Annotated in this window: 14 protein-coding genes; 9 read left to right on the top strand and 5 right to left on the bottom strand. The window is 69.7% G+C overall.

Annotation, left to right across the window (positions count from 1 at the left end):
- The first annotated feature begins 165 nt into the window (after window positions 1-165).
- The 4 genes from ATCM_RS18205 to ATCM_RS18190 all read left to right on the top strand — a co-directional run bounded on the left by ATCM_RS18205 (window position 166) and on the right by ATCM_RS18190 (window position 4,796).
- Window positions 166-822: a response regulator transcription factor gene (locus tag ATCM_RS18205; RefSeq protein ID WP_132865880.1), complete on the top strand. Its 657-nt coding sequence runs from the start codon at window positions 166-168 to the stop codon at window positions 820-822.
- Window positions 819-2,645: an ATP-binding protein gene (locus ATCM_RS18200; RefSeq protein ID WP_132865879.1), complete on the top strand. Its 1,827-nt coding sequence runs from the start codon at window positions 819-821 to the stop codon at window positions 2,643-2,645. The genes ATCM_RS18205 and ATCM_RS18200 overlap by 4 nt, the downstream gene beginning before the upstream one ends.
- Before the next feature lie 341 nt (window positions 2,646-2,986).
- Entirely contained in the window at window positions 2,987-4,492 is a 1,506-nt protein-coding gene (locus ATCM_RS19460; protein WP_132865878.1) for a hypothetical protein, read from the top strand.
- A gap of 34 nt (window positions 4,493-4,526) precedes the next feature.
- Entirely contained in the window at window positions 4,527-4,796 is a 270-nt protein-coding gene (locus ATCM_RS18190) for a hypothetical protein (protein ID WP_132865877.1), read from the top strand.
- Window positions 4,797-4,807: 11 nt separating this feature from the next.
- Here the strand turns inward: ATCM_RS18190 and ATCM_RS18185 are convergent, their stop codons facing one another.
- On the bottom strand, window positions 4,808-7,003 hold the full coding sequence (locus tag ATCM_RS18185; RefSeq protein WP_132865876.1) for a primosomal protein N': 2,196 nt from the start codon (window positions 7,001-7,003) through the stop codon (window positions 4,808-4,810).
- A 427-nt stretch (window positions 7,004-7,430) separates the two neighbouring features.
- Between ATCM_RS18185 and ATCM_RS18180 the strand changes: the two genes are divergently transcribed.
- The 4 genes from ATCM_RS18180 (at window position 7,431) to sppA (ending at window position 12,454) form a co-directional block, all read left to right on the top strand.
- Window positions 7,431-8,426, top strand: a complete 996-nt coding sequence (locus ATCM_RS18180) for a hypothetical protein (protein WP_243694053.1) — start codon at window positions 7,431-7,433, stop codon at window positions 8,424-8,426.
- The gene (locus ATCM_RS18175) at window positions 8,413-8,979 is read left to right on the top strand and encodes a DUF3106 domain-containing protein (protein ID WP_132865874.1); all 567 of its coding nucleotides are present in this window, start codon (window positions 8,413-8,415) and stop codon (window positions 8,977-8,979) included. The genes ATCM_RS18180 and ATCM_RS18175 overlap by 14 nt, the downstream gene beginning before the upstream one ends.
- Before the next feature lie 130 nt (window positions 8,980-9,109).
- Window positions 9,110-10,474, top strand: coding sequence for an MATE family efflux transporter (locus ATCM_RS18170; protein WP_132865873.1), 1,365 nt, complete (start codon window positions 9,110-9,112; stop codon window positions 10,472-10,474).
- A 69-nt stretch (window positions 10,475-10,543) separates the two neighbouring features.
- The gene (gene sppA, locus ATCM_RS18165; protein WP_132865872.1) at window positions 10,544-12,454 is read left to right on the top strand and encodes a signal peptide peptidase SppA; all 1,911 of its coding nucleotides are present in this window, start codon (window positions 10,544-10,546) and stop codon (window positions 12,452-12,454) included.
- Window positions 12,455-12,610: 156 nt separating this feature from the next.
- Here sppA and ATCM_RS18160 read toward each other — a convergent pair whose 3' ends face one another.
- Window positions 12,611-12,841, bottom strand: a complete 231-nt coding sequence (locus tag ATCM_RS18160; protein WP_243694052.1) for a hypothetical protein — start codon at window positions 12,839-12,841, stop codon at window positions 12,611-12,613.
- A gap of 91 nt (window positions 12,842-12,932) precedes the next feature.
- On the opposite strand from ATCM_RS18160, the gene ATCM_RS18155 reads away from it, so the two are divergent.
- Window positions 12,933-13,709: an SDR family oxidoreductase gene (locus ATCM_RS18155; RefSeq protein WP_132865871.1), complete on the top strand. Its 777-nt coding sequence runs from the start codon at window positions 12,933-12,935 to the stop codon at window positions 13,707-13,709.
- Here the strand turns inward: ATCM_RS18155 and ATCM_RS18150 are convergent.
- The 3 genes from ATCM_RS18150 to ATCM_RS18140 form a co-directional block, all read right to left on the bottom strand.
- A complete protein-coding gene (locus ATCM_RS18150) occupies window positions 13,697-14,332 on the bottom strand; it encodes a DUF4124 domain-containing protein (RefSeq protein ID WP_243694051.1) in 636 nt (211 codons plus the stop codon). The genes ATCM_RS18155 and ATCM_RS18150 overlap by 13 nt on opposite strands.
- Entirely contained in the window at window positions 14,332-14,979 is a 648-nt protein-coding gene (locus ATCM_RS18145; protein WP_132865869.1) for a DUF4124 domain-containing protein, read from the bottom strand. Before ATCM_RS18145 ends, ATCM_RS18150 begins: the two co-directional genes overlap by 1 nt.
- A gap of 152 nt (window positions 14,980-15,131) precedes the next feature.
- Window positions 15,132-15,692, bottom strand: a complete 561-nt coding sequence (locus ATCM_RS18140) for a Sua5/YciO/YrdC/YwlC family protein (protein ID WP_132865868.1) — start codon at window positions 15,690-15,692, stop codon at window positions 15,132-15,134.
- Window positions 15,693-15,720 lie beyond the last annotated feature (28 nt).

Here is a 15,720-nt window from a genome sequence, read left to right as displayed (position 1 = left end):
CCGCAGGCGGGGGAGGGGTTCAGATCTGCATCGGCTTTCTGCTCAAAGCCCCTCTCCCGCCTGCGGGGGAGGGGGTGGAGGGCGCGCTCATTCATCCGGGCAGGCACGAGACTTGCCGTAAGAGCGCGCTAAACTCCACCGCAACGGGGAGCGAGGCGGGCGCTGATGGAGTTGTCTTCCATCCTGATTGTCGATGATGACGCGGCGTCGCTGGCGCGGCTGGCACGGCTCGTGGCCGAACTGCTGGACCCGCAGCCGGTGCGGCTCCGGACCGCCGCCAACCTTGCCGATGCCCGCGACCTGCTACAGCGCGAATCCTTCGCGCTGGCGTTGGTGGACATGCAGCTGCCCGACGGCACCGGCACCGATCTGATCGCGTGGATGCAGCAGCAGGCCACGCAGGCGCAGGCGGTGATCGTGTCCGCGTTCGCCGAGGAAGAGGCGATCTTCGCCGCGCTGCGTGCCGGTGCGGTGGGCTACCTGCTCAAGGACCGGGATGACATCGAGCTGCGCGTGGCGTTGCGCAGCCTGCAGCGTGGCGGGGCACCGATCGACCCGATGATCGCCCGGCGCATCCTTGCCTTCGTGCCCGCGGCGACACCCACGGCACCTGCTCCGGCGGCCAGCGTGCCGCTGTCCGAACGCGAGCTGGGCATCCTCGGCCTGGTCGCGCAGGGCTACGGCAACCGCGAGATCGCCGAGCTGCTCAGCCTGTCGCGCCTGACCATCGAGGCGCATACCCGCAACATCTACCGCAAGCTGGCCGTCGGTTCGCGCACCGCGGCGGTGTTCGAGGCGCGCGTGCTCGGGCTGCTGCCATGATCCGCGGGCTGCTGGGCCTGTTGTTGCTGCTGGTGATGGGGGGCGTGCTGGCCGCTCCGCCGGCGGTGGCCCGCATCGTGCAGGCCGAAGCGGTGCGCAGCGGCTGGGAGGCGCAGACGCCACCGTTGCAGGGGTGGGAGCCGGTGACCCTGGCCGACCAATGGCAGACGCGCTGGCCCGACCACGACGGCGTGGTCTGGTACCGGCTGCGCTGGCAGCAGGGCGATGCCGGCGAACCGACCGGCCTGCTGCTGGACTACACCTGCATGGCCGCGGCGGTCTACCTCAACGGCAGCCTGATCGACCGTGATCCGTCGCTGGTCGAACCGTTGTCGCGCAGCTGGCATGTGCCGCGCTACTACCTGCTGCAGTCGCCATTGCTGCGGCAGGGCGAGAACGAACTGCTGGTGCGGGTGTCGGGGCTGGCGGCGTACCAGCCATCGTTCGGCGTGGTCGACGTAGGTGATGCCGCGGTGCTGCAGGCACGCTATCGGCAGGAAGTCCGCGTGCGGCATGACCTGCAGCTGCTCGATACCGCCATCGGCTTCGTGCTGGCCGGCGTGATCGGCCTGTTCTGGCTGCTGCGGCGCAAGGAGGCGATGTACGGCTGGTATGCGCTGAGTGCGGTGTTCGGGCGCATGTACGACACCAATTTCGTGGCCACCAGCCCGTGGCCGTTTACCACCACCGATGGCTGGCAGGCCTTCATCGCTGGCTGCTACGTGGTGGCTGCGGCGGCACACACCGTGTTCCTGCTGCGCTTCAGCGAGCGGCGTTGGCCGCGCTTCGAGCGCGTGCTGATGGGCCTGGCGGCGGTGGCGATGGCGGCGGCGCTGCTGTGGCCGCAGTGGATGGGGCCGCATCGCAACCTCTACCTGGTGCCACTCATCGCCTTCCTGTACGTGGTGTCGTTCACCTTCATGGGCTATGCGCTGCGCAGTGGCCGTCGTGACGCGCAGGTGCTGGCCTTGTGCATCGTCCTGCCGATCCTGGTGTCGCTGCACGACCTGGGCGTGTACATGGGCTGGTACGGCGGGGTCAGTTACCTGGGGTCCTTCACCTCGCCGTTGATGCTGCTGGGCATGGGCTTCGTGCTGGCCTACCGTTTCGCCAACACGATGAAACGCGTGGAAGGGTTCAACGCCGAGCTGCGCCATGAAGTGCAGCAGGCCACGTCCCAGTTGTCGGAAACCCTGAACGCGCAGCATGCGCTGGAGCTGGCGCATAGCCGCGCCGGTGAGCGCCTGCAGCTGGTGCGCGACCTTCACGATGGCTTCGGCGGCACCCTGGTCGGGGCGATCGCGCGGCTGGAGCAGGCCCCGCAGGAGATGCCGCGTTCCAAGGTGATCGAACTGCTGCGCGAGATGCGCGATGACCTGCGCCTGGTGATCGACAGCACCGCACGCGAGCACGCCGACCTGGCCGAGATGCTGGTGCCCCTGCGGCACCGCGCCAGCACCCTGTTGGAAGCCGGCGGCATCGATACCTACTGGCACCTGCAGGACCTGCACGGGGTGGAACTGGGCGCCTCACGCAGCCTGGACCTGCTGCGGCTGATGCAGGAAGCCTTGACCAACGCGTTCAAGCATGCCCGTGCGACACGGGTGGACATCACCCTGCGACGGGACGGTGACCGGCTGCAGCTGCAGATCGACGACGACGGCATCGGCCTGCCGGCGAGCGTGCAGGGCAGTGCAACGGGCGGCGCCGGCATGGCCAGCATGCAGCTGCGGGCCAGGCGCATGGGCGGTGACCTGCAGGTGGGGCCGGCCGATGACCGGAACGGAACCCGTGTGCAGTTGGAGCTCGCCCTCGCCCGTTGATCTGCGTCCGGAGGACACCTGCGTACCTGATTTCGTGGATGCTGATCCAGCAACGATGGCGATAGGGTTTGCCCCTAGTTGAATCGGGGGACACCATCATGCGCGGCCGTGTCATTTCAAAGGCTGATCGAGTAGCCGCGGCCCTGGCGGTCGCCGGCCTGCTCATCTTGTTCCCATCGCTGCCTGCGGATGCAGCCGAAGTGGTCGGTGGAACCACGCCAACGGCCCCCTGCACTCAGGATGCAAGTACCGGTGCCCTGGCCTGCCTGGACGGCAGTCGGGTGGGCGGTGACGGTGCGTCTGGGCCATCCAAGCCCGGTTACTCCAGTTCGGCCGGCGGCTTGGGAAATGCCACGGGCAATACAGCGATCGGCAAGGGCAGCTCGGTCGGCATGGGCGGGCAGGGTGCCAACGGGACGGCCGGTGGGAGCGGTGGGGTGGGTGGCAGCGGTGGAGGCTACAACCTCGCCTTTGGTGCCGGCAGCAGCGCCGGCAATGGCGGTAAGGCCGGCGACGGCGTTGCCGGGGGCACCGGCGGAGATGGCGGTGCCGGCGGAAGCTACAACATCGCTCTGGGCGATGGCAGCGAGGCGGGCAACGGCGCCGATGGCAAGGAAGGCTGTTGTGGCTACAAGGGCACGTCCGGCACCGCAGGTACGGATAACAACGTGGCCATCGGCAGGAATGCCAAGGCATCAGGCGGCGGTTCGGTGGTGTTGGGTGCTGGCAGCACCGATGCCGGCCTGGCCAATGTCGTGTCGGTGGGCTCGTCCAGCCAGCAACGGCGCATCGTCAACGTCGCCGCCGGCGTGGCCGCCACCGATGCCGCCAACGTGGGCCAGCTCACCGCGCTGGGCACGTCGTTGAACGCGAACCTGGGTGGGGTCGCGGCCTGGCTGGGCGGTGGGGCCGCTTACAGCGGCGGCGTATTCACCGCGCCGACCTTCGCCGTCCAGGGCAACAGCTACGGCAATGTCGGTGCCGCGCTGTCGGCCATCGATACCCAGCTCACCGCGATCAAGGGCCGCGCGGACCTGGCGGTGTACTACGACGACGCCAGCAAGGCCTCGCTGGCGCTTGGCGGCGGCGCCGGCGCCGGCGCCGGCTCGGGTTCCGGGGGAACATCGGGGGGGACCCAGGTGGCGGGCGTGGCCGATGGCACCGCCGCCGACCATGCAGTCAACAAGGGGCAGATGGATGCGGGGGATGCGGCCGCCATCGGTGCGGCCGGGAATTACACCGATACCCGCGAAGGCGCAATCCGTGCGGACATGGCCACGGCCGATGCCACCGTGTTGTCCTCGGCCAAGGCGCATGCCGACAGCGGTGATGCAGCCACCCTGGCGGCGGCCAACGGTCATACCGACAACCGCGAAGCTGCGATCCGCACGGACATGGCCACGGCCGACGCCAACGTGCTGTCCTCGGCCAAGGCGCATGCCGACAGCGGTGATGCCACCACGCTGCAGTCGGCCCGCAGCTACGCCGATGGCACCGCCAGCCAGGCCGTCGCTGCCGCGAACAGTTATACCGACAGCCGTTTCGAGGCCGTGGACCTGCAGTTCGACGGGTTGCGGCGGGAGATGGATGACCGCTTCACCCGCCAGGACCGTCGCATCGACCGGATGGGCGCGATGAGCAGCGCGATGCTCAACATGGCGGTGAATGCGGCGGGTTCGCAGAGCAATGGCGGGCGCGTTTCGGTCGGCGCGGGTTTCCAGGGCAGCGAGAAGGCCCTGTCGATCGGCTACGGCCGCAAGCTCGGCGCGCGCGGCTCGTTCTCGCTGGGTGGCGCATTCAGTGGCAGCGAGAAATCAGGCGGTATCGGCTTCGGCGTGGATCTGTAGGTCGTTCGATCCGCGCCAGCGATGCGGGGGCGTCATGAACACTTTCAGGTGCATGGTCCAGGCACGTCGTGCCGAGGGCGTGCCGGGCCGGCAGAACAACGCGTGGCGCGCGTGCAGCCCGATCCGCTGGCCCGCCGCGGGGCCGGTTGCAGGTGCATGGCTGGTCCACGACCCGGACCTGCGGCGCTGCATCGAGTGCGATGCGAACCGGGATGCCTGGCGCACGGTGATCGCGCAGCAGCATGCGTTCGCCTCGGTGATCACCCGCATGGAGGCCGCCGCGGCGTCCACCATTGGCGGTTGAACGCTGCCACGTCAGTACAGGTCCATCGGGTCGACATCCAGCGACCAGCGCACGCGCCGCGCCTGCGGCAACGCATACACCTGTGGCATCAGCCCATCCAGCAGGCCATGCAGGGGCCGCCGCTGCGTGGCTGACAGCAGCAACTGGGTGCGCTGGAATCCCGCCCGCCGCGGCATTGGTGCCGGCATCGGGCCATAACACTCGACGACGCTCTCGGTGGGGACCAACTGCTTCACCGCGGCCAGGAAGGCATTGGCCTGTTCCACCTGCTTGGCCTCGGCGCGCAGCAATGCCAGGTGCGCGAACGGTGGAAAGCCCGCGGCCTCGCGTTGCACCAGCTCGGCTTCAGCGAAGGCGTGGTAGCCGCCGTTGACCAGCGTGTGCAGCAGCGCATTGTCCGGGTGGTGGGTCTGCAACCAGACCTCGCCGGGGCGGTCGGCGCGGCCGGCGCGGCCGGCGACCTGGATCAGCTGCTGGGCCAGCTTCTCGCTGGCGCGGAAGTCGGCCGAGAACAGGCCTTCATCGATGCCCACCACCACCACCAGGGTCAGCTTGGGCAGGTCGTGGCCCTTGGCCAGGATCTGCGTGCCGACCAGGATGCCGGGCTGCTCGCCCAGCGTGGCCAGGGTCTGCTCCAGCGCGTCGCGTCGCGCGGTGGTACCGCGGTCGATGCGCAGCACCGGGTACTCGGGGAACAGCTGCAGCAGGCGTTCTTCCAGCCGCTCGGTGCCGATGCCCTGCGGCTGCAGGGCCAGGCTGCCGCAGTCCGGGCAGGCCAGCGGCACCGGTTGGCGCGCGCCGCAGTGGTGGCACTGCAGCCGTCGGCCCGCGCCGTGCACGGTCATCGGCGTGCTGTGCAGGGGCGTGCTGCAGCGCTTGCAGGGCGCGGTCCAGCCACAGTCATGGCAGAGCAGCACCGGTGCGTAGCCGCGACGGTTCTTGAACACCAGCACCTGGTTGCCGGCCTGCAGGTGCTGGCCGATGCCGGCCAGCACTTCGGGCGAGAGGCCATCCTGCAGTGGCCGCTTGCGCACGTCGTAGATGCGCACGCCCGGTGGCTTGGCGTCGCCGGCGCGCTGTTTCAGGCGCAGGTGCGTGTAGCGCCCGCTGCGCGCGTTGTGCAGCGATTCCAGCGACGGCGTGGCGCTGCCCAGCACCACCGGCACGTCCAATGCCTTGCCACGCACCAGCGCGAAGTCACGCGCGTGGTAGCGGATGCCGTCCTGCTGCTTGTAGCTGCCGTCGTGCTCTTCGTCGACGACGATCAGGCCCGGCTGCGGCAACGGGATGAACACCGCCGAGCGCGTGCCGACGATCACCCGCGCCTCGCCGCGCGAGGCCGCGGCCCAGACGCGGGCGCGCTCGTTGTCGTTCAGGCCCGAATGCAGCGCATGCACCGGGATGCCCAGTCGCTTGCGGAAGCGCGCCAGCATCTGCGGGGTCAGGCCGATTTCCGGCACCAGCACCAGCGCTTGCCGGCCCTGTTCCAGGCAGCGGCTGATCGCCTGCAGGTAGACCTCGGTCTTGCCGCTGCCAGTGACGCCGTCGAGCAGGAATGGCTGGAAGCCGGGCGCCGCGGCGATGGCATCGATGGCCAGTTGCTGCTGCGGGTTCGGGACCGGCCCGGGATGCAGGTGCGGCACCGGCACCTGCGCCGGCACCTCGATGCGATGGGCGAAGTCACGCTTGGCCAGCGCGCGGGCGGCGCTGCGCCAGTCCTCAAGCAGGTCGTCCAGGCGGTCCTCGTTGACCGCGCCGTCCTGCAGCACCTGGGCCAGGCGCTGCGGGCGGGTGCCGGCGCGCAGGCGGGACAGCCCGGTACGCCCGGCCTCGGTCAGCTGCCACGCCCAGCCATGGGTATCGGGCAGCGGTTCGCCGCGGCGCAGGGGCGCCGGCAGCGCGGTGGCGATCACTTCCCCCAGTGGTGCGTGGGTGTAGCGGGCCAGCCACAGCAGCGAGGCTGCCAGCTCGCCGCCCAGCAGCGGGGTGGGGTCGAGCCATTCCAGTGCGGCCCGCAGCGGTGCCGGGTCGTCCACCTGGCCGATGCCCTCGACCACCCCCACCAGTTCGCGCGGCCCGAACGGCACGCGCAGCCGCCGGCCGATGTCGCCCTCCACGGGAGCAGGGCTGCCATCGGGCGGAAGGTAGTCGAACAGATGCGGCAACGGCACCGGCAGGGCGATGCGCAGGGTGGGGCAGGCAGGCATGGCGGGAAGTGTAGCCGCAGCAGGCCATCGCGCCGCGGCCGTTCACTTGCGTCGGTTTGTTGTGCGCGGATCCATAAATGGCATGTAAACGCTCGCCCCGATTGAGGATTTCGGCTTATCCACATTTGCTGTGGATAACTCTGTGGGTGAGCGTTGTGCTCCACGCGCTTTGGGCGATGGTTCAAGCCTCAGGGTCAACTTGGACAAAAAATCGCCACATTGCTTATTCAATGAAAATCAATGGGTTAGCCGTGAAACAAAAACGAAATGCAAGCGCGGCGAGCGCTGGACACGGCGACTGTTACCGCGTCTTGACGCTGTGCACAAGTTGCGGCAGGCCATGCGCAACGCCCGTGAAGCGTATGTGCAGCGGATCGGCAGTGCGGGGCGCTCTGGGTATCATTCCGGGCATGACGGAGTTCACGTGATGGCTGCACCAGCCCCTCTTTCCCCGGCCGCAGCCAATGCCCTTTCCGCGTTCCTGCGGGGGGTGGAGCGGCGTGCGCTGGTCGTTTCCGAACTGCAGACCGGTGACTCCGGCCTGGCCGAACGCGCGGTGGCGGTTGCCATGCGCGCCTTCGTCGGCCCGGCCGCCGCACTGCAGATGGCCGAATGGCCGGCCCGCTTCTGGGGCCTGCTGGGCAGTACCCCGCAGCTGCTCAACCCGCCGGCCAGTGGTTACTGGGAAGGCCCGCTGGGCCACCTGCAGACTCTGGCCCCGGCCGAACGGTTGGCCTTGCTGCTGCGGATCGGCGCCGGGCTGGACGAGGAAATGGCCTCGGCCGTGCTCGGCGTGGACGCTTCGGCCTATCGCCAGGCGCTGGCGGCGGCCTGTCCGCTCGACGCCGGCGGCAACCCGGATGCAGCCGGCTGGCGCGCCCTGGCCGAACAGGTGCAGGTACAGATCCGCGACCTGTCGCAGCCGCGCGTGCGCCAACTGGAACAACTGCGCGAGTCGGTGATCAGCGGCGTGCTGCCGGCCCGGCCGGCGGTTGCCAAGGCCGCACCGGCCAAGGCCGAAGACCGCCGTCCGTCGCCGCGTCGCCGCGCGCGCGCGCCGTGGAGCCTGGTGACCTGGCTGCTGCTGTGCCTGCCGCTGCTGTTGCTGGTCGCCGTGGCGCTGTGGTGGTGGCGTTCCCATTTCGGCGGTGCGGTCGACCCGCCCTCCGGGCTGGCCAGCGAGGACCCGGTGCAGGTGGAAGCGTTGCCTGACAGCAGCACCCCGGCCGGTCCTGGCCAGGACCCGCATGCCGCCGGTGACGCCGCGATGCTGGCCGATCCCGACCTGGCGGTGGCCAGCGAGGCCGATTTCCTGGCCTGGTACGCCGCCGGCGGGCCATTGCCGGTGGACGAATCTCAACCGCAGCCGAGCCGGCCCGAGCCGGCCGGCGCGGCATTGGAGACGGTCGATGCGGAGAACTGATCGCCTGCGTGCCTGCGGCGTGCTGCTGGCCCTGGCCGGTGCCGCGAGCGCGACGACACCCAACGGCCTGCCCGGGGTGCCACAGCCGGCACCGGCCAGCGCGCCCTCGGCGCAGCCGGCATGGGCGTCGATGACTCCCCAACAGAAGCGCGACCTGCGCGCCCGCTACGCCGCCTGGCAGGCCTTGCCGGACGCCGAGAAGCTGCGCGTGCGCCGCGCCGGGACTGCCTTGGTGGCCATGCCGGCCGCGGAGCGGCAGGCACTGCAGGCGCGTTTTGCCGGCATGGACCAGATGCACCGCGAAGGCTGGCTGCTCGGCCCGCGCCTGGGCGCGGCCTATGCGCGCCTGCAGCCGCTGCTGGGTTACCTGCCGGCAGCGCAGCGCGAGCCGATGCTCAGCCTGCTGGAGCAGCTCGATGCCGACAGCCTGGAGCAGCTGAGCCTGATCTCGCAGCGCACCCCGCCGCAGGATCGGGCCGCGCTGCGCGAGGCGCTGCTGGCGGTGGCGCCGGCCCAGCGCGCGGCGTGGTTGCGCGAGAAGGTTGGCCATTGAGCAGTCGGCGGGACAGAGCATTCATGCCCCGGGCAGGGTCATGACGCCATCACCACGCTAGAATACGCACACTCCGCGACCCGGCATCCGCGCACTCCCTGCGCCGGCCGCAGTCCGCGTCTCCTGCTTTATGTCCAGTTCTCCCGCTACGCCGCGCTTCTCGCATGAAGTGCGGACGACCGGTCTGCTCGCCTTGCCGCTGGTGCTTGGCCACGTTTCCACCGGTCTGATCTCCTTCGTCGACAACACCATCGCCGGCCACCACGGCACCGACACGTTCGCCGCGGTCAGCATCGGCACGGCGTTGCTGTGGCTGCCGATGCTGGTGCCGATCGGCACCCTGATCTCGTTGACCGCGTCGGTCTCGCAGCTGCACGGCGCTGGCCGCGAGCGCGAGATCGGGCCGCTGTTCCGCCAGGCGCTGTGGCTGGGCGTGGGCCTGAGCGCGCTGATGTTCCTGTTCCTGAGCGTGGTGCCGGCATTCCTGCCGGCGTTCGGCATCGCGGCCGAAATCGTGCCCGGGGCGACCGACTTCCTGCATGCCATCCGTTGGGGCGTCCCCGCGCTGACCCTGTACTTCTGCATGCGCTACCTCAGCGAGGGCATGCATTGGACCTTGCCGACCATGCTGATCGGCTTCGGTGGCCTGCTGGTGCTGGGGCCGCTGGGTTATGCGCTGTGCAACGGCCGGTTCGGCTTCCCGGAAATGGGCGCCGCCGGCCTGGGTATCGCCTCGTCGGTGACCATGTGGGTGCAGGCGCTGGCCTTTGCCACCTACCTGGCCGTGACCCGGCGGTTTGCGCACCTGGGCCTGTTCACGCACTTCGAGCTGCCGCGCCTGGCCGCCATCTGGGACCTGCTGCGCACCGGCCTGCCGATCGGCATCACCGTGCTGATGGAAGGCGGCTTGTTCATCATCACCGCGCTGCTGATCGGCCGCATCGGTGCGGTGGAAGCCAGTGCCCACCAGATCGCGATCAACGTCGCCCAGCTGTGCTTCATGATCCCGATGGGCGTGGCCGAGGCCACCACCGTGCGCGTGGGCCACGCGGTCGGCAGCAACGACCCGCTGGGCGTGCGCCGCGCCACCTGGGCCGGCTACGCGATCGTGATGGTGACCCAGCTGGTCTCCATCACCGCGTTGCTGCTCGGCCACAACGCGGTGGTGCGCCTGTACACCGACGACCTGGCGGTGGCGGCACTGGCATCGACGCTGCTGCTGTACGCGGCGACCTTCCAGATCCCCGACGGCATCCAGGTGCTCTCGGCTGGCGCGCTGCGCGGGCTCAAGGACACCCGCGTGCCGATGTTCATCGCCATGCTGGCCTACTGGGGCATCGGCATGCCGCTGGGCGCGGGCTTCGGCCTGGGCCTGGGCTGGGGACCGCAGGGCATGTGGGTGGGCCTGATCATGGGCCTGACGGTGGCCGCGATACTGCTCGGCTGGCGCCTGCGGGTGAGCAGCCGACGCTTGATTCTCCAGGCTTCACCCTGACTTAAAGGCCATGCCGGCCCTGCCGGTAGTGGTTATCCTGCCTTGCAACCAGCCCCTTCCGGAGCGTCCATGTCCTCCCCTCCCCCCCTGCCGCGTCGCAATCCCATCGCCAGCTTCTTCGTGGGTCTGTGGGATGTAATGAATTTCACCCGCCGGTTGATCCTCAACCTGCTGTTCTTTGGCCTGCTGTTCCTGGCGCTGATGATGTTCATGGTGATCCTGGGCAAGGGCGCCTCCTCGGCGAAGGTGCTGCAGGACCGCACCACGCTGGTGATCGCGCCGGAAGGCCGGCTGGTCGAGCAGTACAGCACCGACCCGGTCAGCCGCGCGCTGGCCAAGGCGCTGGGTGAAAGCAACGCCGAGGAACTGCAGCTGCGCGACCTGATCCGCGCCATCGAAGCGGCCAGGGACGACAAGAAGATCGAGCGCGTGGTGCTGAACCTGGACAAGCTCCAGCCCAGCGGCTTCGCCTCCATGCGCGAGGTCACCCACGCGCTGCAGGACCTGCGCGCGGCCAACAAGCAGGTCGTGGCCTTCAGCGAGAACATGAGCCAGTCGCAGTACCTGCTGGCCGCGCAGGCCGACGAGGTCTACCTCGACCCGATGGGCAGCCTGCTGCTGGAAGGCCTCGGCCGCTACCGCCAGTACTTCCGCACCGGCCTGCAGGAAAAGCTGGGCGTGGACGTGCACCTGTTCAAGGTGGGCGAGTACAAGTCCGCCGCCGAGCCGTACGTGCTGGACGCGGCCTCGCCGCAGGCCAAGGAAGCGGACCTGTTCTGGATGAGCGACGTGTGGCAGCGCTACCTGGCCGACATCGCCAAGGCGCGCAAGCTTGACCCGGCGCAGCTGGCGGCCGGCATCGACACGCTGCCCGAAGGCATCGCCGCCGTCGAAGGCGACCTGGCCCGCTTCGCCCTGCAGCAGAAGCTGGTCGATGGCCTGAAGACGCGCGAGGAAGTCGATGCGCTGCTGGCCGAGCGTGGTGCCGCCGACAGCGATGCCGAAGGTGGCTTCCGCCAGATCGGCCTGAGCGACTACCTGACCCAGGTCGACGCCCGTCGTTCACCGGTGGATTCGCGTCCGCAGGTGGCGGTGGTGGTGGCCGAGGGCGAGATCGCAGGCGGCGACCTGCCGGCTGGCCGCATCGGCGGCGTGTCGACCTCAGCGCTGCTGCGCGAGGCGCGCGACGACGACGACGTGAAGGCGGTGGTGCTGCGCGTGGATTCGCCGGGTGGCGAGGTGTTCGCCTCCGAGCAGATCCGCCGCGAAGTGGAAGCGCTCAAGGCCGCCGGCAAGCCGGTGGTGGTGTCCATGGGCGACATGGCGGCCTCCGGTGGTTACTGGATCAGCATGAACGCCGACCGCATCTACGCCGACGAATCGACCATCACCGGCTCGATCGGCATCTTCGGCATGATCCCCAACTTCGCGCGCAGCCTGGACAAGATCGGCGTGCACACCGACGGCGTGGGCACCACCCGTTTCGCCGGTGCGTTCGACGTGACCCGTCCGATGGACCCGGCCGTGGGGCAGGTGATCCAGTCGGTGATCAACAAGGGCTACGCCGATTTCACCGGCAAGGTCGCCCAGGCGCGCAACAAGCCGGTCGAGGCCGTGGACGAAGTGGCGCGCGGCCGCGTGTGGAGCGGTGCGCAGGCCAAGGAGCGCGGCCTGGTCGATGCCTTCGGTGGCCTGAAGGCCGCCGTCGCCGATGCCGCCAGCCGCGCCAAGCTCGGTGAAGGCGATGCGTACCGCGTGCGTTACATCGAGAAGGGCGCCACGCCGTTCGCGCAGTTCATGACCGGTTTCGCCGGCAGCCGCGCCGGTGCCTGGATGCTGGCCGACTCCGGCATCGCGCGGATGATGCTGGCCCGTCAGATGCCGGAACTGGACACCCAGCTGCGTTTCGTCGAGGACGCGGTCAAGGATCGCAACGGTGCCCCGGTGAAGTCGCTGGCCTATTGTTTCTGCGGCCTGTAAGCCCCAGCGCCGCGATGGATCGAACAACGCCGCCCGAGGGGCGGCGTTGTTCGTTTGAGGGATCGGGTTTGCCGCGGCTTGCAGGGCGGCCCCGCGTTGCCCCCGTCCTTTCGCGCAGCGAAGGGGAAGGGCGCTTCACTGCGCGCCCCGCACGACTTACTGCGGCGAGGCATCCCCGGTGGCGGCATCCAATGCCGCATCCTGCGCCTTTGTCGCCTGCTCGGTCGCGGCCTGCGCCGCCTTGGCCTCCTCCAGCGGCTTGGCCATGGCATCGCGCATTGCCGTGGCCTGGGGATCCGGGCGGCGCTCGGTCTCCGGTGGCTGCGGCTTGCCGCAACCGGCCAGCGTCAGCAGGGACAGCAGCATCAGGCAGGAAAGACATTTCATCGGCATGCTCCGCGGGGCTGTGGCCGCTATCCTAGCCGCATCCCCCCGCAGCGTCCTTCCGTGGCGCCGCAAGCAAGCAAGAGGAAGCGCAATGAACCCGCAGCGTTGGCGACTGGATGGACAGACCGCACTGGTGACCGGTGCCAGTGCCGGCATCGGCCTGGCGATCGCCCGTGAGCTGCTGGGTTTCGGTGCCGACGTGCTGATTGTCGGCCGTGATGCCGATGCGCTGGAAACCGCGCGTGATGAACTGGCCGATGCCTTCCCCGAACGCGGGATCCACGGGTTGTCGGCCGACGTGTCCGACGACGAGGACCGCCATGCCATCCTCGACTGGGTCGAAGACCATTGCGACGGCCTGAACCTGCTGGTCAACAACGCCGGCGGCAACATCACCCGGCCGGCCAACGACTACACCGAGGACGAATGGCGCGGCATCTTCGAGAACAACCTGTTCTCCGCCTTCGAGCTCTCGCGCACTGCCTACCCGTTGCTGACCCGGCATGCGTCCTCGGCCATCGTCAACGTCGGCAGCGTGTCGGGCATCACCCACGTGCGCAGTGGCGTGGTCTACGGCATGACCAAGGCGGCGATGCAGCAGATGACCCGCAACCTGGCCTGCGAGTGGGCCGAGGACGGCATCCGGGTGAACTCGGTGGCGCCGTGGTACATCCGCACGCGCCGTACTTCCGGCCCGCTGTCCGACCCGGACTACTACGACGAGGTGATCGCGCGCACCCCGATGCGGCGCATCGGTGAGCCGGAGGAAGTTGCCGCGGCGGTGGGCTTCCTGTGCCTGCCGGCCTCGAGCTACATCACCGGCGAGTGCATCGCCGTGGATGGCGGCTTCCTGCGTTACGGGTTCTGAGCGGCGCAATCGCTGGCATCGAACCGCGCCTGCAGGCGTTCGTATTCGCGGCGGCGTGCCTCGGCCTGCGCCAGGCCGGTGAAGTTCGAGGCGGTCCTGGCCTCGTGCACACGCTGGCGCCACATCGCGCAATGCCGCGCGGGATCGACCGGCGTGCAACTGTCGCGCAGGACTTCGCAGGCTTCACCGGCGCCGGTGCGCGGGTTGCCGTCCAGGCCGGTGACCTGCATCGCCACGCAGCGCGCCGGGGGGTCCGGCGTTTCGCTCAGGTACGCCTCGCTGCCACGTGGCTTGCATTCAAACAGCGGCGGCAACGGCTCGGCCGGCACCGGAGCCGGCGCTGGAGCGGCAGGCTCTTCGGGGGCGGCGTACAAGCGCTCGACGGGGCCCGGGCCGGCCTGCACGGCCTGGGAGGCCGCAGGCATTGGTGCCGCGGCGGGCACAGGCATCGGTGGCGGCGTGCCCACCGCCTGCATCACCCGCGTGCTCTGCTGCGTGCCCTTGGGACAGGGCATGTTCTGCACCGTGAGTGCACCGCTGGCATCGGTGCAGCGGTAGAACACCACGTCTCCGGCGGCGGCCGGCAGCGCCAGGCACAGCAGCATGGCCAGGCCCCAGCGCATCACCAGCCTCCGCAGTCCTGGTTGAGACGTGCCTCGATGCCGCGCTGCTCGCGCACCAGCCGCTGGCGCTCGCTCTGCAGCGCGCTGTTGTAGCGGCGGACCAGGTCCCAGCGGCTGTCACGCAGGCGTGCGCAGACTTCCTGTTGCGGCAGTGCATGGCAGCTGTCGCGCACCAGCACCGAGCCGCCGGGGATGATCACGCCCGGGCGGGCCGGGATGCCTCCCGGATGCGGGTGACCACCGGGCGGGCGCGGACCGTGCCCGTGCGGCAGGTAGCCGTAGGTCCAGGTCGGCACCCAGCGCGGGTTTCCATCCGCGCTGTCGCTGGTATAGCGCTCGCCCTCGGCGGTGACGCATTCGTACATCGGTTGTGGTGGTTGCACGGTCACCACCCGCACTTCGCGCTCGACCACCGGGGCGGGTGGGGGAGTCGGGCTGGCCGGGCGTGGTGGGGGATCCTTGGGCCGGACCATGTCCAGCACCTGCTGCCGGTGCGCCTGCGTGCACGGTGCATCCTGCAGCGAGATCGCGCCATTGGCGCCCACGCAGCGGTAGATGCGCACGCCATCGCTCGGTGGCGGATCCACCGCCCATGCCGGCGAGGGCAGCAGGAGCAGGGGAACCAGCAGGAGCAGGCAGGCGCGCATGCCGACATGGTGCCACGCACATGCCCCCGGCAGGAGCGCCCTCGGGCGCGAAGCCGGTGCCGTGTCCATCGCGGGATTGCCGACCGCCCGGTGATGCGTGAAGAAGGAGGTCGCCGTTGTCGGCTTCGCGCCCGAGGGCGCTCTTGGGTGCCTCAATCGCGCAGGACGTCGCCGGTGGCGGCCACGCGGATGCGGGTCGGTTGGGCCAGGCCGCCGGTGGCGCCGTCGAGCAGGCCGTCCAGGTGCTGGAGCAGGGCCGGGTCCAGCTGCTCGCGGCTGCGTGCCGGCGGTTCGCCGGCCAGGTTGGCGCTGGTCGATACCAGCGGCCCGCCCCAGGCAGTGCACAGCGCCTGCACCAGCGGGTGGGCGCTGACCCGCACCGCGATGCCGGTGTGGGCACCGGTGATCCAGCGCGGCGCGCGTGGGCCGGCCGGGACGATCCAGGTGTTGGCACCGGGCCAGCTGTCCAGTACCGCCTGGCGGCGTTCGGCGGCCAAGGCATCCAGCTGCACCCAGCCTTCCAGCTGCGCCGGGTCGGCGGCGACCAGGATCATGCCCTTCTCGACCGGACGCTGCTTGAGTGACAGCAGCTTCAACACCGCCTGCGCGTTGCCGGGGTCGCAGCCCAGCCCCCACACCGCTTCGGTCGGGTAGGTGATCACGCCACCGGCCTGCAGGACCGGGACGACGTTGTGCAGATCAAGTTCAATCATGGCGATGGCATCCAACCCGGCGCGGGTT

It is taken from the genome of Stenotrophomonas sp. ATCM1_4 (assembly GCF_004348115.1).
GTDB classification, from domain to species: Bacteria; Pseudomonadota; Gammaproteobacteria; order Xanthomonadales; family Xanthomonadaceae; genus Stenotrophomonas; species Stenotrophomonas capsici.
This window is presented reverse-complemented; position numbering and strand designations above follow the sequence as displayed.

Excerpts from the sequence above, each read along its gene's own strand:
- ATCM_RS18145 (WP_132865869.1), bottom strand. The coding sequence starts at position 14,979 with ATGCGCGCCTGCCTGCTCCTGCTGGTTCCCCTGCTCCTGCTGCCCTCG.
- ATCM_RS18155 (WP_132865871.1), top strand. The coding sequence starts at position 12,933 with ATGAACCCGCAGCGTTGGCGACTGGATGGACAGACCGCACTGGTGACC.
- ATCM_RS18140 (WP_132865868.1), bottom strand. The coding sequence starts at position 15,692 with ATGATTGAACTTGATCTGCACAACGTCGTCCCGGTCCTGCAGGCCGGT.
- ATCM_RS18150 (WP_243694051.1), bottom strand. The coding sequence starts at position 14,332 with ATGCGCTGGGGCCTGGCCATGCTGCTGTGCCTGGCGCTGCCGGCCGCC.
- ATCM_RS18190 (WP_132865877.1), top strand. The coding sequence starts at position 4,527 with ATGAACACTTTCAGGTGCATGGTCCAGGCACGTCGTGCCGAGGGCGTG.
- ATCM_RS18160 (WP_243694052.1), bottom strand. The coding sequence starts at position 12,841 with ATGAAATGTCTTTCCTGCCTGATGCTGCTGTCCCTGCTGACGCTGGCC.
- ATCM_RS18185 (WP_132865876.1), bottom strand. The coding sequence starts at position 7,003 with ATGCCTGCCTGCCCCACCCTGCGCATCGCCCTGCCGGTGCCGTTGCCG.
- ATCM_RS18205 (WP_132865880.1), top strand. The coding sequence starts at position 166 with ATGGAGTTGTCTTCCATCCTGATTGTCGATGATGACGCGGCGTCGCTG.
- ATCM_RS18170 (WP_132865873.1), top strand. The coding sequence starts at position 9,110 with ATGTCCAGTTCTCCCGCTACGCCGCGCTTCTCGCATGAAGTGCGGACG.
- sppA (WP_132865872.1), top strand. The coding sequence starts at position 10,544 with ATGTCCTCCCCTCCCCCCCTGCCGCGTCGCAATCCCATCGCCAGCTTC.
- ATCM_RS18175 (WP_132865874.1), top strand. The coding sequence starts at position 8,413 with ATGCGGAGAACTGATCGCCTGCGTGCCTGCGGCGTGCTGCTGGCCCTG.
- ATCM_RS18200 (WP_132865879.1), top strand. The coding sequence starts at position 819 with ATGATCCGCGGGCTGCTGGGCCTGTTGTTGCTGCTGGTGATGGGGGGC.
- ATCM_RS18180 (WP_243694053.1), top strand. The coding sequence starts at position 7,431 with ATGGCTGCACCAGCCCCTCTTTCCCCGGCCGCAGCCAATGCCCTTTCC.